Source organism: Pseudoleptotrichia goodfellowii, assembly GCF_007990505.1.
Classification (GTDB): domain Bacteria; phylum Fusobacteriota; class Fusobacteriia; order Fusobacteriales; family Leptotrichiaceae; genus Pseudoleptotrichia; species Pseudoleptotrichia goodfellowii.
In genome coordinates, this window is record NZ_AP019822.1 from 736,515 (window position 1) to 760,762 (window position 24,248).

A 24,248-nucleotide genomic window follows, 5' to 3' on the forward strand; every position below is an offset into this window, starting at 1 on the left:
AGAAACAATGGGTAGAAAAATCAGCATAGAAGCCGACAATTTAAAGAAAATATATAAAAACAGAGAAGTAGTAAAAAATGTCAGCTTAAGTATGGAAAAAGGTGAGGTTGTAGGTCTTTTAGGGCCTAACGGAGCAGGAAAAACAACTACTTTTTATATGATAACAGGAATTATAAAGCCGAATAACGGGAGAGTAACTTATAACGGCGAAGATATTACAAATTTTCCTATGTATAAAAGAGCCAGACTTGGTCTGGGTTATCTTCCACAGGAAGCCTCGGTTTTCAGAAATCTGACTGTAGAAGAAAATATTATTTCGGTACTTGAAATGAGAGGAATACCGAAAAAAGAAAGAACAGCAAAAATGAGCAGTCTTATAGAAGAATTTAAGCTTACTCACGTGGCAAAAAGTTTGGGATATGCTCTTTCAGGAGGGGAAAGACGGCGTGTGGAAATAGCAAGAACAATTTCCACAAATCCTGATTTTATACTTCTTGATGAACCTTTTGCAGGAGTAGACCCTATTGCGGTAGAAGATATTCAGAATATTATTATGCAGCTGAAAAAGAGAGGGCTCGGTATTCTTATAACAGACCATAACGTAAGAGAAACTTTGAGAATTACTGAAAGAGCGTATATTATGGCTGAGGGAACGATACTTATATCGGGAACGGGCGAAGAAATAGCCAACAATGAAACTGCAAGAAAAGTGTATTTGGGAGATAACTTTAAGCTGGATTAAAGAATCTGCCGGTGCAGGATAAAAGAGGCATTAAAGGTCCGATGATTTTTATTTACAGACTTTGAAACAGTTGTTATGCAGATATGTTATTAATCAACGAAAAATTTTATTCAAAAAAATAAAAATTTCAGTTGTATTAATTTACTCAATTAGATATAATATATATTAGACTAAAAATAAAATTAGGGAAAATCAAAAAAGGAGAAAATAAATGACAGGGAATGAGTTAAGAAAAAGTTTCGTCGATTTCTTTAAATCAAAAGAACATAAGCATTTTGAAAGTGCTTCGTTAATACCCGACGATAAAAGTTTATTGCTGACAGTGGCGGGGATGGTACCGTTTAAACCGTTTTTTTTAGGAGAAAAAGAAGCTCCTTTTAAAAGAATAACTACTTATCAGAAGTGCATAAGAACAAATGATTTGGAAAATGTAGGAAAGACACCGAGACATCATACATTTTTTGAAATGTTGGGAAATTTTTCTTTCGGGGATTATTTTAAAAAAGAAGCCATTGAATGGTCATGGGAATATATAACAAAAGTTTTGAAACTTGATAAAGAAAGACTTTGGGTATCTGTCTTTGAAACAGATGATGAAGCTTATAAAATATGGAACGAAGAAATCGGAGTTCCTGCAGAAAGAATGGTAAGACTGGGAGAAGATGATAACTGGTGGGCAGCAGGTCCTGTAGGTTCATGCGGTCCGTGCAGCGAGATTTATTATGATACTCAAAATATGGGAAAAAATAACGAAGAAATAAACTGCAAGCCGGGAGATGAAGGAGACCGATTCCTTGAAATATGGAATCTTGTGTTTACAGAATGGAACAGACTGAAAGACGGAACACTTGTTCCTCTGCCTGAAAAAAATATAGATACGGGAGCGGGTATTGAAAGAATAGCTTCGGTTATCCAAAATAAGAAAAGTAATTTTGAAACAGACTTGTTTATGCCTATTATTAAAGGGATTGAAAAAGTTCTGGATATAAAAAAAGAAGAACATGACGAAGCCGTTAAAATAATAGCAGATCATATAAGAGCGTCAGTATTTTTAATAGGTGACGGAGTGCTGCCGTCCAACGAGGGAAGAGGTTACATATTAAGAAAAATAATAAGAAGAGCTTTCGGAGTGGGAAGTGTAGCTAAAGAAAAAGTTTTTGAAAAAGAGGATATATTCCTTCATAAGCTTGTGTCTTATGTTGTGGAAACTATGAAAGACGGATATCCTGATTTAGTTGAAAAAAGTGAATATATTGAAAAAGTAATAAAAATAGAAGAAGAAAGATTTTCAACAACATTGAAAAATGGAACGGAAATGCTTTCTGAAGAAATAGCAAAACTGAAAAAACAGAATAAGAAAAAATTGTCATCGGAAATATCGTTTAAATTGTATGATACATTCGGATTTCCTTTCGAGCTTACGAGATTGATACTTAATAACGAGGGAATAGAAGTATCCGAAGAAGACTTTGAAAAAAGACTGGAAGAACAGATAACAAGATCTCAAAGAAGCAGAGTCACTATTTCCGATATGATAAAAGATGATTTTATCGACGAATTTTTTGAAAAACACGGAAAGACAGAATTTACAGGATATGAAAATTTTGCAGATAAAGGGAAAATACTGTATGCGGCTAAAAGCGAGGGAATGAGCGGATATGAAATGATATTCGATAAAACACCTTTTTATGCCGAGTCGGGAGGACAGGTTTCGGATACAGGGAAAATAACCGCAGGAGAGTTTGAAGGAAGAGTAGTGGATGTTGTCAAGAAAAGAGATGTATTTATTCATCAGGTAGAAGTGATAAAAGGAATTATACCTGCAGAAAATACAACTGTAGAACTTGAAATTGATGTTGAAAGAAGAAAAGATATTCAGAGAAATCACACTGCTACGCATATTCTTCATAAAGTGTTAAGAGAAAAACTTGGGACACACGTAGAGCAGTCGGGATCCCTTGTGGAAAGTGACAGACTCAGATTCGATTTTTCTCATTATGAGCCGATATCCAAAGAAATGATAGAAGAAATCGAGTATGAAGTAAATAACGTAATACTTTCAAATATAAAAACGAAAATAGATTATGAAAATATACAGGAAGCGAAAAACAGAGGAGCAATGGCATTATTCTCGGATAAATACGGAGATATAGTAAGAGTAGTGGAAATTCCGGGATTCTCTATAGAGTTATGTGGAGGAGCTCATGTAAAATCCACAGGAGAAATAGGATTTTTCAATATAGAGTCGGAAACGGGAATATCTTCAGGAGTAAGAAGAATAATCGCTACAACAGGGCATAAAAGTCTTGAGTATGTAAACGGAATAGAGGAAAAACTTGCTGAAATATCGGCAACTATGAAATCTGATGAAAATAATATTGTTGAAGTACTGAAAAAATACAAAAACGAGTTTAAAGATTTGGAAAAAGCATATATGCAGCTTCAAAGCAGACTTTTGAAATATGAAATAAATGAAATATTTGAAGGAGTGGAAGAAATTTCGGGAGTAAAAGTTCTTGCGAAAACTTTTGAAAATAAAAATATTGACGAGCTGAAAGAAATAGTCGACAGAGGAAAAGAAAAGCTTCAAAGCGGAATAATAATACTCGGTTCAAATAATGAAAAAGCAATATTTGTGGCAGGAGTTACAAAAGATCTGATTTCCAAAATCAAAGCAGGAGATATAGTAAAAGTCGCAGCACAAACTGCTGACGGAAACGGCGGAGGACGACCCGACTTTGCACAGGCAGGCGGTAAAAACGGAAGTGCTGTAAAAGAAGCTATGGAAAAAAGTAAAGAATATATTGTTTCACAACTTTCATAATAAACAAAGAGGACAAATATGAAAAAATTTATAGGACTTGATATAGGAGATGTACGTATAGGAGTAGCAAAGTCCGATCCTTTGGGTATTTTGGCTACAGGTCTTGAAGTAATAGACAGAAATACTGTAAATCCTGTAGAGAGAATAAAAGAAATACTTTCTGATGAAGGAACGAAAAAAATAGTTGCAGGTCTTCCTAAAAGTCTTGATGGGACGAAAAAACGTCAGGCTGAAAAAGTGGAGGAGTTTGTTGCGGAATTAAAAGAAAGTATCCCCGATATAGAAGTGATTATGGTAGATGAGAGATACACAACTACCGAAGCTGAACATTATTTAAAAAATTATTCAAAGAAAAACGGGAAAGAAAGACGAAAAGTGGTAGATATGGTAGCTGCATCAATAATACTTCAAAAATATCTGGACAGAATAAAATAAAAAATAAATTTATAAATAAAATTAACAAATTTATATTTGTGGAAAGGTTAGTAATGAAGAATAAAACAATACATTATATTTTGTTATTGGCAATAATTGTTATTCCGGGAGCAATATTATATCGTAACAAAATAAAATTGGGACTTGATTTGAGAGGCGGAACATATGTAGTATTGCAGGCTCAGGGTAAAATAGAGAATGATACTATGGATAAGGTAAGGGATATAGTGGAAAGAAGGATAGACAGTCTGGGAGTTTCCGAACCTGTCCTTCAGATAAACGGAAAAGACAGACTGATAGTCGAACTGGCAGGAATTAAAGATCCTCAAAAAGCCATAGATTTAATAGGTACTACTGCAAAACTTGAATTTAAGATTAAAAATCAGGACGGGACATACGGACCGACTTTACTGGAAGGATCGGCTATAAAAAATGCGACTCTTGTTCAGGGACAGTTCGGACAGCCTGAAGTAGCTTTCGAGTTGGATACAAAAGGAGCGGAAACATTTGCGAAAATAACGAGAGAAAATGTACACAAACAGTTGGCGATAATGCTTGACGGAAAAGAGCAGTCGGCACCGGTAATAAATACTGAAATACCGGGAGGAAGAGGAGTAATAACTACGAATGATCCTGAAGATGCTCAGGCATTGACAAACCTGCTTAAGTCGGGAGCGTTGCCTGTGAGTATAAAAATAATGGAAACAAGAACTGTAGGAGCAACATTGGGAAATGAATCCATTCAGCAGACAAAAATGGCAGGAGTAATAGCGATGATAGCAATTTCCTTATTTATGTTTGCAGTTTATAAAATACCGGGACTTATAGCCGATATAGTATTGGCAATATACGGATTCTTAGTATTGGCATCTTTCAGTATGATAGGGGCAACATTGACGTTACCGGGAATAGCAGGATTTATCCTTACGTTAGGAATGGCAGTGGATGCCAACGTTATTACTTTTGAAAGAATAAAAGAAGAACTGAGAAAAGGATATTCTCTTGAAGATGCAGTGGAAAACGGATTTAAAAACGGACTTCCGGCAATACTTGACGGAAATATAACAACATTGCTTGTAGCATCGGTGCTATTCTTTTTCGGTACAGGACCTGTAAAAGGATTTGCAGTAACTCTTACATTGGGAGTGTTGATAACGATAGTTACGGCTTTATTTATAACAAAAGTATTATTTAAACTTGTAATATCCACATTTAAAGTAAAAAAAGAACAGCTGTTCTGGAAAGGAGTAAAATAATGAATTTAAGAGTTATACAACTGAAAAAATATTATTTAGGATTTTCGGCAATAATGGTTGTAATTTCAATTATTTTCTTCCTAACTATAAAACTTAATTTGGGAGTAGATTTTAAAGGTGGAGATTTGTTGCAGCTTCATTACAGTCAGGCGATAAATAAGGATACTTTAAACGGTACTTTGGACGGAATTATAAGTGAAGTTCCCCAGCTTAAAAACAGAAGGTTGCAGTATTCCGAAGATAATACGATAGTTTTAAGAACAGAGCAGCTTACAGATGCTCAGAAAAATGTTGTTTTGAAACAGTTAACTGAAAAAACGGGAAAATATGAATTAGTAAAATACGATACTGTAGGACCTACGATCGGAAAAGAATTGACTTCAAACGCTCTTACAGCACTGCTTATAGGAAGTTTACTTATAATCATTTATATTACTATAAGATTTGAGTTTGTTTATGCAGTTGCAGGTGTGGCAGCGGTATTGCACGATGTAATAATAGCGATGGGACTTATAGCATTTCTGAAATATGAGATAAATACTCCTTTTATTGCGGCAATATTGACAATACTCGGATATTCAATGAACGACACGATTGTAGTATTTGACAGAATAAGGGAAAATGATGCTAAAGAAGGTAAAACAAAAGATTTTGCGGAAATAATCGAAGAAAGTGCAAATCAGGTTTATATGAGATCACTGTTTACTTCTTTGACTACATTACTTTCTATAACTGTATTGCTGTTATTCGGAGGAGATTCTTTGAGAACATTTAATACCGCATTGTTTATAGGAATGATATTCGGAACTTATTCTTCGATATTTGTAGCGAGTCCTCTTGTTTATCTGATGAGAAAATACAGAAAGAAAAGAAAAGATACGGATAATAAAGATAAATCGAGAAAACACAGACAAAAAACGATTAACGGTTACGATGAAGATGAAAAAGTATTAGTATAAAAAACTCCGAAAGGTGAAGAGAGATGCGTTGTTGGGCTGAAATAAACATAAAAAATCTGTATGATAATATTAAAGAAATCGAAAAAATAACTTCCAAAGATCATATAATGGCAGTTATAAAAGCTGACGGTTACGGACACGGAATGGAAAAAATATGTGAAGCACTTATAAAGACAGGTATTAAAAATTTTGCAGTAGCGACAAGTGAAGAAGCACATAAAATAAGGGAAATAGACGACAGCGTAAATATCCTTATTTTGGGTCCTATTGAAAATGATCATGCAAATTCTGTTTCAGAAAAAAATATTTATTTTATGATAACCGATTTTCAGGAGATAGATTATCTTGAGAAAAATGAATGTAATACAGATGTGTTTATTAAAATAGATACAGGAATGGGCAGAGTAGGATTTCAGTTGCAGGAAATTGAAAAACTTGCAGAAACTCTGAAAAGATGTAAATATGTGAAGCCGATAGGCGTTTTCTCTCATTTTTCTTCTTCGGATTCGGATGTAAATTATACCGATTTGCAAATAAAAAGATTTGAAGAAGTATCGGATAATCTGAAAAGAGAACTACCGACTGTTAAGTACAGACATTTGCTTAACAGTTTCGGGAGTTTGAGATTTCAAAAAAGTAAATATGATTTTATAAGAGCGGGGATAATAATATACGGCGGTGTTACCGAAGAAGAAACGAAGCCTTATAAATTTAAGCCGGTAATGTCCCTTTATGCAAAAATAAGTTACATAAAGACATTGTATGAGGACAGTTATATAAGTTACGGAAATACTTATCTTGCAAAAAAGGGAGAAACACTGGCTACAGTGTCTATAGGATATGCCGACGGGGTAAGAAGGGATTTGTCCAATAAAGGTTATGTATATTATAAAGGGCATAAATGCAATATAGTAGGAAGAGTCTGTATGGATCAGCTTGTGATTAAACTGCCTGAAGAACTGGTAAAAGAAGCCGAAAAAGGAGATAAAGTAGAGTTTTTCGGAGAAAATATAAATGTAGTTGATGTCGCAAACCTTTGTAATACAATATCCTATGAAATTTTATGCGGAATAAGTCAGAGAGTTCCGAGAATATACATCAATGAAAATGAATAAAGTTGACGGGAGAAAAAAATGATATTGGATATAGGATTTTTAATATTGTTGATTTTGTCATTTCTGTTAGGAAGAAAAAGAGGATTTACACTGGAATTTTTCAATGTATTCAAGTACCTGCTGATACTGTATTTTATGAAATACACTTACGGAGCTGTAAAGGTTTTGTTCAAATTGGCAGAAAAAGACTCGAGAGATCAGCTGAAAATATATATCATTGCATTTGCAATATTATATATTTCGCTTACAATCATATTAAAATTAAGTGCCAACTTTTTAAAAAGTATAAAGTTGAAAAGACTTAACGAGTTTTTTGGAGGGATATTAGGAATAATAAAAACGACTTTTGTAATTTTTATAATATATATAATAGTGTTAATAGGTTCTACTCACAGCAAAAGACTGGAAGAAATAAAACATCAGAGTCTTGCGGTGAAAGGTATAACCCAATATTTATACGTGTATTCGGAAGTATTTCCGGATTTTATAAAAAATGATGTAAACAGATACAGAAAAAAAAGAGCGGAAGAAAAACTGAAGAGAAATGTATTAAACGAGCTTAAGGAAAATAACTTGAATGAAGGAATAAAAAATAATGAAAATAATAGATAAATATATTTATAATTCACTGATATTACCGTCAGTATTCGGAATCAGTATATTTACGTTTATTCTGATGCTGAATGTTCTTATTGAGGCTATGGAAAGGCTGTTTGCAAGCGATTTGCCGTTTTTATCGGTAGTAGATTATTTCTTTTATGTAGTTCCGGGAATTTTGGTGCAGACTATACCGATGGGAGCTTTTTTGGGAGTAATGCTTGTTTACGGAGGGCTTTCCGAAACAAATGAAATAATTGCTATGGAAGGTTCAGGAATAAGTCTTTTCAGAATTATAAGACCGGCATTTATATTCGGGCTTATATTGACTTTTATTGGATTAGGACTGGAAATATATGTAAATCCGAGAGCGTTGGAAAATATAAATAAACAGACAAAGATGCTTTTAGCTACAAGACCTAACTCTTTGACTGAAGAAAAAATATTTTTGACAAATCCTGAGAAAGGATTCGGATTTTATATAGATAAAGTCGACAATAAAAAAGCCACTGCCAGTCAGTTTTTACTGCTTAATAAACAGGGGAACAATCCTTATCCGGTTATATTTCTTGCGAAAAGTGCAAGATTTGATCCGGGAGTTATTGTTTTAAGTGATGTGAAAGGCTATTCCTTTGATAAAGAAGGAAACAGTCAGGTAGCAGCTGAATATAAGGAACAGAATGTTCCTGTTTCTACATTTTTTACTTCTGAAGAAGGAGAGCAAAGACAAAAAAAACGTAGCGAAATGAATCTGAAAGAATTGAGAGAATTTTACAATAATAATATAGGTAATCCTGAAATGAAGGAGGCTGCATTGAAAGCCCTTATAGAATCCTATCAAAGAGTAATAGGACCTCTTGCAAGTGTGTTTTTATGCTGGTTGGGAGTTTTGCTGTCGGTAGGGAACAGAAGAAGCGGTAAAGGGATAAGCTTCGGAATAAGTTTGATAGTAATATTCGGATATATTGCCATTGTCAATTATGCAAAAATTATGATACTTAAAAATAATGTTCCTGTTTCAATAGCAATGTGGATACCTAATTTTATATTATTTTTACTTTGCGTTTATTTCTCAATAAAAAAATATAGGAGACATTAATTTAATGAATAAATTGGATAAATATATAATTTTGAATTATATAAAAAGTTTTTTTCTCGGAATGATGATGTTTTTTCTTATATTTATTCTTGCTGAAAGTATAAATCTGACAGGCTGGATAATGGACGGTAAGTTTACTTTAGGAGAAGCAGTGAAATACCTGTCTTACGGAATACCTGAAATAGTAACGAATACTGCTCCATTAGGTATCCTTTTGGGAAGCCTTCTGGCAATAAGCAAAATGGCTAAGCAGCTCGAGATAACAGCGATGAAAACAGGCGGAATAAGTTTTTTAAGAATAGCTAAATTTCCTTTAATTTTTTCATTTTTTGTGAGTTTGTCAGTGTTATATGTAAATGTGGACATACTGGGAAAATCAAACAGTAAAAAAAGTAACATGAAACTTCTTAAACTGGAACAGGCGGAACCTGTAAAAGTGGAAAAAAACTTTATACTTGTAAAAATCGACAAAAATAGAATACTTTACAGTGGATATGTAAATAAAAAAGACGGAATTATGAGAGAAGTGGAAATAATAGAAATGGCGGATGAATTTAAGAATGTAAAAACAGTTTACACTGCATCTGAAGGTGCTTTGGAAAAAGGAACTGATAATTGGACTTTTACGAATCTGAAAGAGCATAATATAATGACCAATGTTTCCAAAAATATTGATCCGGGAGTTTTCAAACTTAAAATTCCTATAGACGATATTTTGGCAGATCCTGTGAAAGCGAAAAATCTTACTATGCCTGAATTAAGAGAAAAAATAGTATATTTTACTCGGGTAGGGGCGGATTCTATAGATTTGCTTATAGATTTTTATTACAGAATCTCTTTTGCTCTTGCGTCATTTGTGATGTGTTTCATAGGACTTTCACTGGGAAGCCGTTACGTGAGAGGGGGAGCAGCTGTAAATATAGGTTTATCGGTAATAATAGGATATTCTTATTACGGATTCAGTACCATAATGAAATCTCTTGCTTCTACGGGAACTATACCTGTGTATATAGCCTGTTTTTTGCCGCTTCTGATTTATTTGGGAGTGGGTATTAAGCTGTTTATGGAGGCGGAATACTAACTTGATACTACTTTTTTAGAAAAAAGTAGCAAAAAATTTCCGACTAAAATTTTACTAACTCGAAATAACTCACTGCACTATAAAAACAACAAACTCGCTACGCTCAAACAGTTGTTTTTATAACGTTTCGTATCGTATTTCTCGAAGTAAAATTTTAATGTCGGAGAAAATCAGGAAATAGATTTTAAATATACAACTTAAGGAATGTAAAATATAGTAGCAGGAGGATGAGGGAAGTAACATGCCCTCAAAAAATAAGGGAGGAAAAATGCCGGAAGAAATAATTACAAATAGAGGAATAAGAGTAATATTTGATAGACTTGAAAATATATCCACATGTTCTGTGGGAGTTTTTGTGAAAACAGGCTCAAAAGATGAAAGCGATCAGGAAGAAGGAATTTCACATGTGTTGGAACATATGATATTTAAAGGTACATCTAAAAGAGATTATTTTCAGATATCCGAAGAAGTGGATTATTTGGGAGCGAGTATAAATGCACATACTACAAAAGAGGAAACAGTATTTTATATAAATGCTTTGACTGAATTTTTAGGGAAATCAGTAGATATTTTGTTTGATATCGTAACAAATTCTTTGATTCCTGAAGATGAACTGAAAAAAGAAAAAGATGTAATAGTAGAAGAAATAAAAATGTATCAGGACAGTCCTGATGACCTTGTTTTTGAGCTTAATTATGCCGACTGCATAAAAGGGCAGTACAGTAAGCCTATTATAGGAACAGAAGAAAGTGTCAGAAGTTTTACTTCGGAAATGATAAAAAAATATTATAAAGAAAGATATACTAAAGATAATATTTTGATTGTTGTTTCGGGAAATTTTGACAAAAAAGAAATAATAGAAAAAATAGACGAATATTTTTCAAAATTACAGGAAAATAAAGTTGACAGAAGGGAAAATATAAGTTTTGAATTCAAAGAGGGCAGAGAAACTCATGAAAAAGATATAAATCAGGTAAATATTTGTATTTCTTTTGAAGGAAAATCCTATAACAGCAGTGAAAGAATATACACAGACATTCTTGCAAATATTATGGGAGGCTCTATGAGTTCGAGACTTTTTCAGGAAATAAGGGAAAAGAAAGGACTTGCTTATTCTGTATATACTTATAATCAGTATTATAGAGAAGGCGGAGTTGTAACTACTTATATAGGAACGAACATAGAAAGTTACAAAGAAGCAATAGATATTACACTTAAAGAATTTAGTAAAATGCGTAAAGAAGGAATTACGGAAACGGAATTACAAAAAGCGAAAAACAAATATTTAAGTAAAATTGCTTTTTCGATGGAAAATCCGAGATCGAGAATGAGCATTCTCGGAAATTATTTCGTGAGAAGAGGAGAAATTATAGATATAGACAAAATGAAAAAAGAAATTCACGAAGTAAAATCCGAAAATATAAATGAATTTTTGAAAAGTCAGTATTTAAAACCGAATATAACCGTTTTGGGAAATATAAAAGGAGATAAATAATATGTTTCAAAATCAGAGATTGACTGAAATAATAAAAAGTAATATAGTAAAAATGGATAAAATGCTGTTGTTATTTGTTTATGCTCTTGTGATGATAAGTACAGTTTTTGTATACAGTGCCACAAGGTCAACTAAGTTTGTAGTGCAGAATCTCATATGGATAAGTATCGGAACACTTCTTTGGATAGGAATATCTTTTATCGATTATAGAGATATGAAAAAACATATATGGAAAATTTACGGATTAAGTGCAGCTCTGTTACTTTTAGTAAGATTTGCAGGGAAGAAAACATTGGGAGCTCAAAGATGGATAAAATTGGGACCGTTTCAGCTGCAGCCTTCAGAGTTTGTAAAAATAGCGATAATAGTCATTATAGCTTTCTGGATTGTGGAAAAATATGCCAAAGGGATAAATAATCTTAAAGATATAATAGGTTCTTTTTTACCTGCTATCCCTTTAATATTGCTTATTCTGCTTCAGCCGGATTTGGGGACAACTCTTATAACTGTGTGTTCTTTTGTATTTATGATATTTTTATACGGAGCGGATATGAAGCCTATATGGGTTATAGCTATAATTGTCATTTTATCGGCATATCCTGTTTACAGATTTGTTTTAAGTGATTATCAGAGAACGAGAGTGGAAACATTTCTCGATCCTGAAAAAGACAGAAAAGGAAGCGGTTGGCACGTAACTCAGTCAAAAATTTCCGTGGGAGCGGGCGGACTTTACGGAAAAGGAGTATTGCAAGGAAGTCAAAGCAGACTTGAATTTTTACCTGAGCCTCAAACGGACTTTATATTTTCGGTAATTTCCGAAGAGTCGGGATTTATAGGATCTACAACGGTAATTTTACTTTATTTTCTGCTTATATTTAATATAATGAGGATAAGCAGACTCACTCAGGACAGATTTGCAAGACTTATTTTATACGGAATATCGGGAATATTTTTTATGCATGTAATAGTAAATATAGGAATGACTATAGGACTTGTACCGGTAACAGGAAAACCTCTTTTATTTCTGAGTTATGGAGGAAGTTCATTTTTATCATCTTTTATTATGATAGGACTGGTCGAAAGTATAAAAATAAATATTGAAGATTAAGAATTACGGAGAAAAAATGGAAACTTTTGAATATATTGTTGACAGTGAGTCCGAAGGAATGAGATTGGACAGATATTTAAAGAAAACTTTCAAAAATGAGTCTTTGAGTAAAATTTTTCAGGCTCTCCGTAAAGGAGATGTGAAAATAAACGGGAAAAAATCAAAAGAAAATTATAGACTTTGCTTGGGCGATAAAATAACTGTCAAATATTTGTATTCGGAAAAAGAAGAAAAAACAAAAAAAACATTTGATTTCGATGAAAAAAAATATAAAAATATGATAATTTTTGAAAATAACGATTTTTTTATAATAAACAAGCCGGGAAACGTTCCTATGCACAAAGGAACAGGACATAAACACGGTCTTTCTGAAATTTTCAAAAAAATCTATGAAAATGATAATATAAATTTTGCAAACAGGTTGGATTATGAAACTTCCGGACTGGTAATAGGATGTAAAAATCTGAAGTTTTTGAGGTACATCTCTGAAAAAATAAGAAATAACGAAGTTCAAAAAAAATATGTGGCAGCGGTTGACGGAGAAATCGAAAAAGACAAATTTATAATAGAGAATTATTTAAAAATTACTGAAAACGGAGTTATACAGTCGTATGTTTCAGATAAAGATGCAAAAAGAAGTATTACAAAATATAAAAAGATAAATAACAGATTTTTTGATAAAATTTTAAATAATATTAAAAAAGAAAAAGTAACTTTACTTGATATTGATTTGGTAACAGGAAGAAAGCATCAAATAAGAGTACAGCTTTCGAGTATAGGAAATCCTGTAATCGGAGACAGAAAGTACGGGAAAAAGAAAGAAGAAAACAAGTTATATTTGTGTTGTTATTCTGTATCTTTTGACGATTATAAATTTAAACTGGAAAATGAAAATGAGTATTTTAAGTAAGATAAGTAAATTTCAAAGTGAAATCTAATACTAATAGAGTAAACTTTGAAATAACGTAAGTTATTTATTAAATAAAAATTATATAAATTGTAAAACAAACTGTAATTTTCGGAAAGGTGAGAGAAAATGGGACTTTTTTCAAGTAAAAAATCAAAAAATAAATATGCAACAGTTACTTCAAAATCAAAGTTGACGATGGATGTTGTAGACGATAACAAATGGAAAAAATGCAGCAGATGTAATGAAATAATATACAACGAAGATTTAAAAAATAATCTGAATATCTGCCCTAAATGTGGAAACTACTTCAGATTAACAGCTTTTGAGAGAATAGAGCTTCTTGTTGATGAAGATACTTTTATTGAAGAAGATATGACTTTAAATTCAAAAGATTTTTTAAAGTTCCCGGGATATGAAGAAAAACTTGAAAACTCAAGAGAAAAAAGCAGAATGCTCGACGGGATAATAAGCGGAATAGGAAAGATTAACGGAATTGAAGTAAGTATTGCCGCTATGGAATTCAGCTTCATGGGAGGAAGTATGGGATCCGTTGTCGGTGAGAAAGTAACGAGGGCTTTGGAAAGAGGGATAGAGAAAAAGATTCCTGTTGTTATAGTTTCAAGCTCGGGGGGAGCAAGAATGCAGGAAGGAATAGTTTCTCTTATGCAAATGGCAAAGACTTCGGGAGCCGTTAAAAGACTTAATGAAGCGGGATTACCTTTTATATCGGTTCCGGTAGATCCTACAACGGGAGGTGTAACTGCATCTTTTGCAATGCTTGGAGATATTATAGTAACCGAGCCTAATGCTTTAATAGCGTTTGCCGGTCCGAGAGTTATAGAACAGACGGTAAATCAGAAGTTACCTAAAGGATTTCAAAGAGCTGAATTTTTGCTTGAACACGGTATGGTAGATGTCATAAGTGAAAGAAAAGATTTAAAAATGACAATTTATCGTATACTTGAAAAACTTATATAAGATTATTTATATATTTTACAATTTTGGAGGAAAAATGAGTGTTAAAGAGGAAATAAAAGAATTAGAAGATAAAATAGAAGAATTGAGACGCTTTTCCGCTGAACAGAAAATTGATTTCTCAAAACAGATAGGGGAATTGGAAAAAAATCTTGAAGAAAAATATTTAGAATTTAGTGAAAAAGAAATGGATTCATGGGCGAGAATTCAAATTTCGAGAAATCCCAAAAGACCTTATACTCTTGACTATATAAATGAACTTACTCAGGATTTTGTAGAACTGCATGGAGACAGACTGTCCAAAGATGATCATGCGATAATCGGAGGATTGGCTTCTGTAGACGGTTATAATATAATGATAATCGGGCATCAGAAAGGTAGGGATCTGGAATCGAATATGTACAGAAATTTCGGCATGGCAAGTCCTGAAGGATACAGAAAAGCATTAAGACTTATGAGAATGGCTGAAAGATTTGAGTTGCCTATACTTACTCTTATTGATACTTCGGGAGCATATCCGGGAATAGAAGCTGAAGAAAAAGGTCAGGGAGAAGCTATAGCAAAAAATCTGTCTGAAATGTTCAGTTTAAGAGTTCCTGTTGTTTCTGTAGTTATTGGAGAAGGAGGAAGCGGAGGAGCTTTGGGAATAGGAGTTGCCGATTCTGTTCTGATGCTTGAAAACAGTGTCTATTCCGTTATTTCTCCTGAAGGTTGTGCATCTATACTTTTTAATGATGCAACAAGAGCTGCCGAAGCTGCCAAAAGTCTGAAAATGGATGCTATAAACTTAAAAGGTTTGAAAATAATAGATGAAATAATTGAAGAGCCTCTCGGAGGTGCTCACAGAAATCTTGAAAAGACTGCTCAAAATTTAAAAGCTGCTGTTTTGAAAGAGTTTAAGAAAATAGATAAACTGACAGTAGAAGAATTGCTTGAAAGAAGATACGAAAAGTTCAGAAAAATGGGCGAATATTTTGAAAATGAAGAAAATATTGAAGAAAATGAGAAATAAATTTAAAATTTTAAAATACTGCTTTGTCTTTATATATAGATAAGTGGTATTTTTTATTTTGAATATATAAAAAATTTGATAAAGCAGCTTTAGGATTGATTTTTTATATACTTGACTTTTATTTATTTTGAGGTATAACATATTGTTGAAAATTATCAGTATAAAAAATTATTATACTGACTAAATTTTTAACGGAAATATTTAAATTTTCTACAAAACATAATGGAGGTATAGAAATGAGTAATGGTGTATTAAAAAAATTTTTGTCTCCCAAACTTAGGGAATTAAAAGAAAAAGGACTTTATAATGAGATAGATGTCCTTGACGGTGCAAACGGGCCTGAAATTTTTATTAACGGAAGAAAATTGATTAATCTTTCTTCAAATAACTACTTGGGATTGGCTACAAGAGAAGATGTTAAACAGGCTGAAATAGAAGCTTCCAAAAAATACGGAGCCGGAGCCGGTGCTGTCAGAACTATTAACGGAACAATGGTTATTCACAAAGAATTGGAAGAAACTATAGCCAAGTTTAAGCATACTGAAGCTGCTATTGCATTTCAATCGGGATTTAACTGTAATATGGCTGCAGTATCGGCTATTATGGATAAACAGGATGCGATTTTATCAGATGAGTTAAATCACGCTTCTATTATTGACGGATGCAGACTGTCAGGTGCAAAAATAATCCGTTGCAAACATCAAGATATGAATGATTTAAGATTGAAGGCGAAAGAAGCTATAGAAAGTGGACTTTATAATAAAATAATGTATATTTCCGACGGAGTATTTTCTATGGACGGAGATGTAGCAAAAATAAAAGAAATAGTTGAAGTGGCAAAAGAATTCGGATTAATAACTTATATTGATGATGCTCACGGTTCGGGAGTAATGGGTGAAGGAGCAGGTACAGTTAAAGAATTTGGATGCTCTGCTGATATAGATATACAGGTAGGAACGCTTTCAAAAGCTGTCGGAGCTGTTGGAGGTTATGTTGCCGGAAGTAAGGAATTAATCGATTGGTTAAAAGTTAGAGGACGTCCATTTTTATTTTCGACATCTCTTACACCGGGAGCAGCGGCAGCAGCAAAAAAATCTATAGAAATAATTTCAACTGAAAAAGATTTAGTTAAAAAACTTTGGGAAAACAGTAGATATTTAAAACAGGAATTGAAAAAAATAGGTTATGATACAGGTGTATCGGTAACTCCTATAACTCCTGTTATTATTGGAGATGAAAATAAAACTCAATTATTTTCTAAAAGACTTATAGAAGAAGGAGTATATGCAAAATCTATTACATATCCTACAGTACCTTTAGGAACAGGACGTGTAAGAAATATGCCTCAAGCAAGTCACACAAAAGAGATGCTTGATGAAGTTGTGAGAATTTATGAAAAAGTAGGAAAAGAACTTAAAGTAATTTAAATTTTATATGATTAATAAAAATAAAAAATTCAGGGAGGAATTTTATTATGAAAAAGGTTTTAATTACAGGTGCAACGGGGCAAATAGGTACGGAACTTACAATCAGACTTAGAAAAGATTTGGGAATAGAAAACGTTATAGCAACAGACATAAAAACGGGAGAAATAGCCGATGAAGGAATTTTTGAAATATTAGATGTAAAAGATTATGATAAGTTTTTAAAATTGGCTAAAAATAATAAAGTAGACACTATTATACATTTAGCATCTATACTTTCGGCAACGGCTGAAAAAAATCCTTTAGGTGCATGGAGATTAAATATGGACGGACTTGTAAATGCTTTGGAAACTGCAAAAGAATGTCATGCTCAATTATTTGCACCTTCGTCTATTGCAGCATTCGGAGATGATACTCCAAAAGATCATACACCTCAAGACACATTAATGCACCCAAACACAATATACGGAGTAACAAAAGTTTCAGGAGAATTATTATGTGATTATTATTATACTAAATTCGGTGTAGATACAAGGTCCGTAAGATTTCCGGGATTGATTTCTCATAAAACTCTTCCAGGAGGTGGAACTACCGATTATGCAGTTCATATTTATTATGATGCATTGACCAAAGGGGAGTATACAAGTTTTATAGATAAAGGAACTTATATGGACATGATGTATATGGATGATGCCATTGATGCTATTATCAATATTTTAAATGCCGATCCTTCACAACTTAAACATAGAAACAGTTTTAATATTACGGCAACGAGTTTTGAGCCTGAACAGTTGGCGGCTACTATTAAAAAATATATACCGGAATTCAAATTAAAATATGATGTGGATCCTGTAAGACAAAAAATTGCAGATTCATGGCCTAATTCTTTGGATGACACATGTGCAAGAGAAGAGTGGCATTTCTCTCCTAAATATGATTTAAACAGAATGACTGAAACTATGTTAAAAGAATTATCCAAAAAACTGGATGTTAAAGTAAACTTGAATTTATAAATATAAATAAAAACAAATTAAGAGATGAGGAGAGTATTATGTTAAAAAAAATTCCGTTATTAATTCAAATAATTATAGCAATTCTTTTAGGTATTATACTCGGAAAATTTGCATCTAAGGATTTGGTTATCAGTAAAGCGTTCAGTATAAATTTTGTCAGAATTCTGGTTACTTTTTCAGATATATTCGGACAGTTACTTAAATTTTTAATACCTTTGATTATCTTGGCTTTTATAGCTCCCGGTATAGGTGCTTTGGCAAAAGGTGCAGGAAAACTTTTAGGTATTACTACAGCATTTTCTTACGGTTCTACAGTCATTTCAGGATTAACTGCTTTTATTACGGCTTCGGTTTTATATCCGATTATATTGCAGGGACAATCAATAGCAAATTTCGGAAATCCCGAAGAGGCTCTTTTGAAAGGTTATTTTATAATAGAAATTCCGGCACCTATGCAAGTCATGTCAGCATTGGTTTTATCGTTTGTCTTGGGCTTGGGAATGTCCGTTTTAAAAACAGACGCTTTATTTAAAGTTATGGATGAATTCAGGATAATTATTGAGAATATGCTTGAAAAAGTTATAGTTCCGATTTTGCCTTTTTATATTCTTGGTGTATTTGCCAATATGACCGCTGCAGGTCAGATAACAGGGATAATAAATGTATTTATAAAAGTATTTGTAATGATTCTTATTCTCCATTTGACTATACTTATTTTCCAATATACAGTAGCAGGAATAATGACGAAACAAAATCCGTTTAAAATGATTAAAATTATGTTGCCTGCTTATTTTACGGCATTAGGAACTCAATCATCAGCTTCTACGATACCGGTGACATTGAAATCAGCTAAAAAAATGGGTGTAAAAGAAGAAGTTGCCAATTTTGCTATTCCCTTGTGTGCGACTATTCACTTGTCGGGAAGTACGATAACTTTGGTCTCATGTTCAACAGCTGTGTTCTTTATGCAGCATGGAATGCTTCCAAGCTGGGGATTGATGATTAAATTTATTTTGTTGTTAGGAGTAACGATGGTAGCTGCTCCGGGTGTTCCGGGAGGTGCAGTTGTGGCCGCTTTGGGAATTTTGAGTTCTGTATTGGGATTTGATGAAGCAATGCTTTCTCTTATGATAGCTCTTTATATTGCTCAGGATTCGCTGGGAACAGCGTGTAACGTCACAGGAGACGGAGCAATAGCTGCAGTAACTGCAGTGTTTGTGAAAAATGAAGAAGAAAAAGAAAAAGAAAAAGCGACTCAAATAGAAAAGGTTCAGATAAATGAAGTTATCTGAAATTTAATAAAGAGAAGATTTTTAATTATCAGAAAATAGCAGTTTTAATAATCGATCATAAAAAAGAAGTTTAAAAAAATTATTCATTGCTCTTAATTTGAAAGAGAGAGAGTAAAAAGAATACGAGCTCTTGTATGAATATTTTTAAAAACTTCTTTTTGTTGTTCAATAATAAAAGTAAAATTCTTTGTTGCTGAAAAGAGAGCAAAAGTGCTAATCCTTATAACTTTAATATAAATATCAAAATATCCATTGAAAAAAATCCGAAAAAATGGTACTATTTAGTCGTTAAAGAATTAGAAAGAAGAGAAGGTAGGAGAAAAGATGATGAGAAGAATTGCAGTTTTAACAAGTGGAGGAGACTCTCAAGGGATGAATACTGCTGTGAGAGCTGTTGCGAAAACAGCTATGACTAAAGGAATAGATGTTTTCGGTATTAAAAGAGGATATAAGGGGATGCTTGAAGACCAGATATTTGAGATGAGTCCTTTAAGTGTGAGCGGAATAGCCGATCAGGGAGGAACAATACTTCTTTCTGCAAGATTACCCGAATTTAAAGATCCGGCTGTAAGAGCTGTTGCTGCAGATAATTTGAAAAAAAGAGGAATAGACGGTCTTGTTGTAATAGGCGGAGACGGTTCTTTTCACGGGGCACATTATTTGTATGAGGAACATGGAATAAAGACAATAGGAATACCGGGAACAATAGATAACGACGTAGCGGGAACTGATTATACAATAGGATATGATACAGCTTTGAATATAATACTTGATGCTATATCAAGAATAAAAGATACTGCGATTTCCCATGAAAGAACTTATTTATTGGAAGTTATGGGAAGAAATTGCGGAGATTTGGCTCTGTATTCAGCAATAGCCGGAGGAGCGAGCGGAGTTCTTATACCTGAAGTTGAAAATTCCATAGATGATATTGCGGAAGTAATAAAATACAGAAGATCCGAAGGAAAACTGTATGATATAATAGTAGTTGCCGAAGGTGTAGGAAATGTAATGGAAATACAGAAAGAACTTGCTAAAAAAGTAGATACAAGTATAAGAGTAACAATATTGGGGCATGTACAAAGAGGAGGAGCACCTACTGCGTTTGACAGAATACTTGCGACAAGATTGGGAGTTAAGGCTGTAGAGCTTCTTGTAGAAGGAAAAGGAGGACTTATGGTAGGACTTCAAAGTGAAAAAGTTACTACTCATCCTTTGTCTTATGCGTGGGAAAATTACTATACTAAGACTTCTTTTAACGATTATGCTATAGCTAATATGCTTTCATTATAATAAATTAAGGAATATTTTAAAGGAGGATAAATATGAAAATAAAAATGACGAAAGTTGTCTGTACAATAGGACCAAAAACTGAGAGTGTGGAAATGCTGACAAAGTTAGTTGAAAGCGGAATGAATGTAATGAGATTGAATTTCTCACACGGAGATTTTGAGGAACATGGAACAAGAATTAAAAGAATAAGAGAAGTAATGGAAAAAACAGGTAAAAATATAGGAATATTACTTGATACTAAAGGACCTGAAATAAGAACAGGAAAATTGGAAGGCGGAAAAGATATATTACTTGAAGCGGGTAATACTATAGCAATAACTACTGATTATTCTCATGTAGGAAATAAAGATAAAATATCGGTTTCCTACCCTGGAATAGTTGATGACTTGAAGCCGGGAAATACAGTTTTGCTTGATGACGGACTTGTAGGACTTGAAGTTACGGAAATAAAAGGAAATGAAATAATATGTAAAGTAATAAATACAGGGGAACTCGGAGAAACTAAAGGAGTTAATTTGCCTGGAGTTTCAGTAGGATTGCCTGCATTATCGGAAAAAGATATTGCTGATTTGAAATTCGGATGCGAACAGGGTGTAGACTTTGTTGCTGCCTCATTTATAAGAAAGGCTTCGGACGTTGCAGAAGTAAGAAAAGTGTTGGATGAAAACGGAGGAGCAAATATAAAAATCATTCCTAAAATAGAAAATCAGGAAGGTGTAGATAATTTTGACGAGATATTGGAATTAAGTGACGGAATAATGGTTGCCAGAGGAGATTTGGGAGTGGAAATTCCTGCTGAAGAAGTTCCTTTCGTACAGAAAATGATGATCAGAAAATGTAATGCTGCAGGAAAGCCTGTAATTACAGCTACACAAATGTTGGATTCAATGATTAGAAATCCGAGACCTACAAGAGCCGAAGCGGGAGACGTTGCCAATGCAATATTGGACGGAACTGATGCGGTTATGTTATCGGGAGAATCTGCAAAAGGTAAATATCCTGTAGAAGCAGTACAAATGATGGCAAGTATTTCTAAAAGAACAGATGAATTTAAGAAATTTAAAAATATAGTAGTTCCTCAAGTAGGATCAGTAACAGTTACAGAAGCTATATCTTTGGGAGCTGTTGAATCTACTCAGTTATTAGATGCGAAAATGATAATTTGCTGGACAAAAACAGGAAGAGCTGCAAGAATGCTTAGAAAATACGGACCTACTGTACCTATAATAGCTCTTACAGACAGTGAACAGACAGCGAGACAGTTGGCATTGGTAAGAGGTGTCAGAGCTTATGTTGAGAAAAATCTTGATAAAACTGACGATTTCTTTAGAAAAGCTAAAGAAGTAGCTTCTAAACACGAAGAAGTAAAAAGAGGAGAACTGGTTGTCCTAGTAACAGGAATTTCTGAAACAGGAACAACTAATACATTTAAAGTAGCAAGAATAGGTGAAGATTATTAATTATATGATTATGAGGGTTCATTGTGTTCCTTTGTTAATCTGTTATCAGATACTTTAAGACAGAACCTGCATTTTGAGTTGATTTGTTTTGACTAAAAAAGCAGGTAGCGGGAGTATGAGGGCTGAAATAAGCTCTCATTGAACTTTCCGCTTTTTTTATAGAACAGGAGAAAAAGTTAAAAATGAAAAAATTGGATGATTTGGTAAATGTTTTTGCAAAATTGCCGGGAATAGGCAGAAAAAGTGCAATGAGGATAGCCTTTGATATTCTTGAAAAAGATGAAAAAGAAATAGATGATATTCTTCATACAATAAAAGATTCTTATGACAATATAAAGCACTGTTCTGTTTGCGGGAATTTATCCGAAAAGGATGTATGCGAAATCTGCATCGATGAAAAAAGAAACAAAAATGTGATATGTGTAGTAGAAGGAGTAAGAGATATAATAGCTTTTGAAAAATCCGAAACATACAACGGACTTTATCATGTTTTGGGAGGAAAAATAGATCCGTTGAACGGGGTTACTATTGATGATCTGAATATCGAAAAATTAACGGAAAGACTTGACGGAACGGTGTCTGAAATAATACTCGCTTTAAATCCTGATTTGGAGGGAGAAACTACAAATCTGTATTTGACTAAAATACTGAAAGGAAAAAATATAAAAATTTCCAAAATCGCGAGCGGAATACCTATGGGTGGAAATATCGAATATACGGATATGGCTACATTGGGAAAATCTCTGGAAGGAAGAGTCGAAGTGGAGTAGTGGGATTTTTGATTTTCTAATGTAGTGATTAAGGAGTAATTTTTGATGAATAAAGAAAAAGATTATAAAAAAATAAATTTAATGTATAGTTTTATAATTATATGCTATGTTATTTGTGAAGGTTTTTTCGGATACGGTTTTACGTCATTTATATTTAAAAAAGGGATAAATTTGGCTAAAATAGGATTATTAATGGGTTTAACAAATTTTGCAATAATGCTTTTTGATTATCCTTCAGGAAATATAGCGGATAAATACGGTAGAAAAAAGATATGCAGTTCAGGTTTTATAATATACGGTATAGGATTAATAGTCTTTGGATTTTCAAATAATTTTGCTCTCTTTTTAATTTCAGGTATTGTAAGAGCTTTCGGAAGTTCCTTAATTAGCGGAACACCTGAAGCATGGTATCTTGGCGAACTTTCTAAAATTAATAAATTTTCTTATAAAGATAAGTTTTTACCTATTATAAGGGGAATAGGGTTGTTTTTCGGTTCGGTTAGCGGTATAATGGCAGGAAAAGTATCGGAAATTAATATTTCACTTCCAATATATATCGGAGGAATTATAATGATAGTTTCCGGAGTAATTATCGGAATATTATTTGTAGAAAATTACGGAAATAGAGAAGGAAATTTAATAAAAACTATTAATAAAAATTCAGTGAATTTTTTCAGAAATTCAAAAATGAGAATATTATCAGTATTTGAAGTGTTAAAAACTATAATGTTTACAATTTTTATACTGTTATGGCAAATTTTTACTACAAAAGTTATCGGGCTATCTCACAGTAAACTTGGATATTTTTATACAGCAATGTTGTTACTCATGAGTTTATCAAGTTTTTTTTCAAGATACTTAATGAAAAAATTAAATAAAATAACAGTTACGATATTAGGATTATTTTTTATAAGCTTTGGATTGATAATTTTTATATATAGTAAAAATATATATTTATTTATATTGGGGTTTGTAATATTTGAATTTAGCTTAGGCATAGCTAATACTTCATATTTTACTTGGGTATATGATTACATCCCTGAAGAAGTCAGAGCGACATATTCATCAGCATTAAATTCTGTACGGGCTTTTTCAGGTTTTATTATGTCGGTATTCTTGGGAAAAGTAATACAGGATTTGGGATATAATACAGGATGGATAATTGCTCTAGTATCTACTTTAATTTCGATAATTTGGTTACTAAAAATACACAAAAATGATAAGAATTTTTGACAAAATAAAAAAAATGTATTATAATAAATTAACAATTAAATATGCAACTTATCAAGAGAGGTATGAGAGACGCGGCTCGTTATTAGTACCCGGCAACCTGTATAAAAATACAAGGTGCCAATTCCCGGCATATTAAATGCGAAGATAAGAATTAA

21 protein-coding genes and 1 riboswitch are annotated in these 24,248 nt (G+C 32.9%); all 21 genes read left to right on the forward strand.

Features of this window, described 5'->3' with window-relative positions; translation table 11 throughout:
• Positions 1-7: 7 nt before the first annotated feature.
• The 21 genes from lptB to FVE72_RS03810 all read left to right on the forward strand — a co-directional run bounded on the left by lptB (position 8) and on the right by FVE72_RS03810 (position 24,093).
• A complete protein-coding gene (gene lptB, locus FVE72_RS03710) occupies positions 8-742 on the forward strand; it encodes an LPS export ABC transporter ATP-binding protein (protein WP_026737303.1) in 735 nt (244 codons plus the stop codon).
• A 211-nt stretch (positions 743-953) separates the two neighbouring features.
• Entirely contained in the window at positions 954-3,566 is a 2,613-nt protein-coding gene (alaS, locus tag FVE72_RS03715; RefSeq protein ID WP_026737304.1) for an alanine--tRNA ligase, read from the forward strand.
• An 18-nt stretch (positions 3,567-3,584) separates the two neighbouring features.
• Positions 3,585-4,001, forward strand: coding sequence for a Holliday junction resolvase RuvX (ruvX, locus tag FVE72_RS03720; protein WP_026737305.1), 417 nt, complete (start codon positions 3,585-3,587; stop codon positions 3,999-4,001).
• 53 nt (positions 4,002-4,054) lie between these two features.
• The gene (secD, locus tag FVE72_RS03725; protein WP_026737306.1) at positions 4,055-5,257 is read left to right on the forward strand and encodes a protein translocase subunit SecD; all 1,203 of its coding nucleotides are present in this window, start codon (positions 4,055-4,057) and stop codon (positions 5,255-5,257) included.
• Positions 5,257-6,216 (forward strand): protein translocase subunit SecF, encoded by a 960-nt coding sequence (gene secF, locus FVE72_RS03730; protein WP_026737307.1) that lies wholly within the window; start codon positions 5,257-5,259, stop codon positions 6,214-6,216. Before secD ends, secF begins: the two co-directional genes overlap by 1 nt.
• A gap of 23 nt (positions 6,217-6,239) precedes the next feature.
• Positions 6,240-7,331 (forward strand): alanine racemase, encoded by a 1,092-nt coding sequence (alr, locus tag FVE72_RS03735; protein ID WP_026737308.1) that lies wholly within the window; start codon positions 6,240-6,242, stop codon positions 7,329-7,331.
• 18 nt (positions 7,332-7,349) lie between these two features.
• Positions 7,350-7,943 carry a CvpA family protein gene (locus tag FVE72_RS03740; protein ID WP_006807140.1) on the forward strand — a complete coding sequence of 198 codons (594 nt, stop codon included), beginning with the start codon at positions 7,350-7,352 and terminating at the stop codon, positions 7,941-7,943.
• Entirely contained in the window at positions 7,927-9,027 is a 1,101-nt protein-coding gene (locus tag FVE72_RS03745; RefSeq protein WP_006807141.1) for an LptF/LptG family permease, read from the forward strand. The genes FVE72_RS03740 and FVE72_RS03745 overlap by 17 nt, the downstream gene beginning before the upstream one ends.
• A gap of 4 nt (positions 9,028-9,031) precedes the next feature.
• Positions 9,032-10,108, forward strand: a complete 1,077-nt coding sequence (locus tag FVE72_RS03750; RefSeq protein ID WP_006807132.1) for an LptF/LptG family permease — start codon at positions 9,032-9,034, stop codon at positions 10,106-10,108.
• Between the two features lie 268 nt (positions 10,109-10,376).
• Entirely contained in the window at positions 10,377-11,603 is a 1,227-nt protein-coding gene (locus FVE72_RS03755) for a M16 family metallopeptidase (protein ID WP_006807123.1), read from the forward strand.
• 1 nt (position 11,604) lies between these two features.
• Entirely contained in the window at positions 11,605-12,711 is a 1,107-nt protein-coding gene (rodA, locus tag FVE72_RS03760; RefSeq protein WP_006807136.1) for a rod shape-determining protein RodA, read from the forward strand.
• Positions 12,712-12,727: 16 nt separating this feature from the next.
• On the forward strand, positions 12,728-13,621 hold the full coding sequence (locus FVE72_RS03765) for an RluA family pseudouridine synthase (RefSeq protein ID WP_006807125.1): 894 nt from the start codon (positions 12,728-12,730) through the stop codon (positions 13,619-13,621).
• 126 nt (positions 13,622-13,747) lie between these two features.
• Positions 13,748-14,599, forward strand: a complete 852-nt coding sequence (gene accD / locus FVE72_RS03770; RefSeq protein WP_006807135.1) for an acetyl-CoA carboxylase, carboxyltransferase subunit beta — start codon at positions 13,748-13,750, stop codon at positions 14,597-14,599.
• Positions 14,600-14,633: 34 nt separating this feature from the next.
• On the forward strand, positions 14,634-15,608 hold the full coding sequence (locus tag FVE72_RS03775; protein ID WP_006807133.1) for an acetyl-CoA carboxylase carboxyltransferase subunit alpha: 975 nt from the start codon (positions 14,634-14,636) through the stop codon (positions 15,606-15,608).
• 236 nt (positions 15,609-15,844) lie between these two features.
• Positions 15,845-17,035 carry a glycine C-acetyltransferase gene (locus FVE72_RS03780; RefSeq protein WP_006807128.1) on the forward strand — a complete coding sequence of 397 codons (1,191 nt, stop codon included), beginning with the start codon at positions 15,845-15,847 and terminating at the stop codon, positions 17,033-17,035.
• A gap of 47 nt (positions 17,036-17,082) precedes the next feature.
• The gene (locus FVE72_RS03785) at positions 17,083-18,045 is read left to right on the forward strand and encodes an NAD-dependent epimerase/dehydratase family protein (protein ID WP_006807131.1); all 963 of its coding nucleotides are present in this window, start codon (positions 17,083-17,085) and stop codon (positions 18,043-18,045) included.
• 38 nt (positions 18,046-18,083) lie between these two features.
• On the forward strand, positions 18,084-19,337 hold the full coding sequence (locus FVE72_RS03790) for a dicarboxylate/amino acid:cation symporter (protein ID WP_026737309.1): 1,254 nt from the start codon (positions 18,084-18,086) through the stop codon (positions 19,335-19,337).
• Between the two features lie 327 nt (positions 19,338-19,664).
• Positions 19,665-20,630 carry a 6-phosphofructokinase gene (gene pfkA, locus FVE72_RS03795; RefSeq protein WP_026737310.1) on the forward strand — a complete coding sequence of 322 codons (966 nt, stop codon included), beginning with the start codon at positions 19,665-19,667 and terminating at the stop codon, positions 20,628-20,630.
• Positions 20,631-20,662: 32 nt separating this feature from the next.
• Positions 20,663-22,090: a pyruvate kinase PykF gene (pykF, locus tag FVE72_RS03800; protein ID WP_146966382.1), complete on the forward strand. Its 1,428-nt coding sequence runs from the start codon at positions 20,663-20,665 to the stop codon at positions 22,088-22,090.
• A 182-nt stretch (positions 22,091-22,272) separates the two neighbouring features.
• Complete coding sequence (recR, locus tag FVE72_RS03805; protein WP_026737312.1) at positions 22,273-22,860, forward strand: recombination mediator RecR; 588 nt, start codon at positions 22,273-22,275, stop codon at positions 22,858-22,860.
• A 45-nt stretch (positions 22,861-22,905) separates the two neighbouring features.
• Positions 22,906-24,093 carry an MFS transporter gene (locus FVE72_RS03810; protein WP_026737313.1) on the forward strand — a complete coding sequence of 396 codons (1,188 nt, stop codon included), beginning with the start codon at positions 22,906-22,908 and terminating at the stop codon, positions 24,091-24,093.
• Positions 24,094-24,138: 45 nt separating this feature from the next.
• Positions 24,139-24,244, forward strand: a riboswitch (SAM riboswitch).
• Positions 24,245-24,248 lie beyond the last annotated feature (4 nt).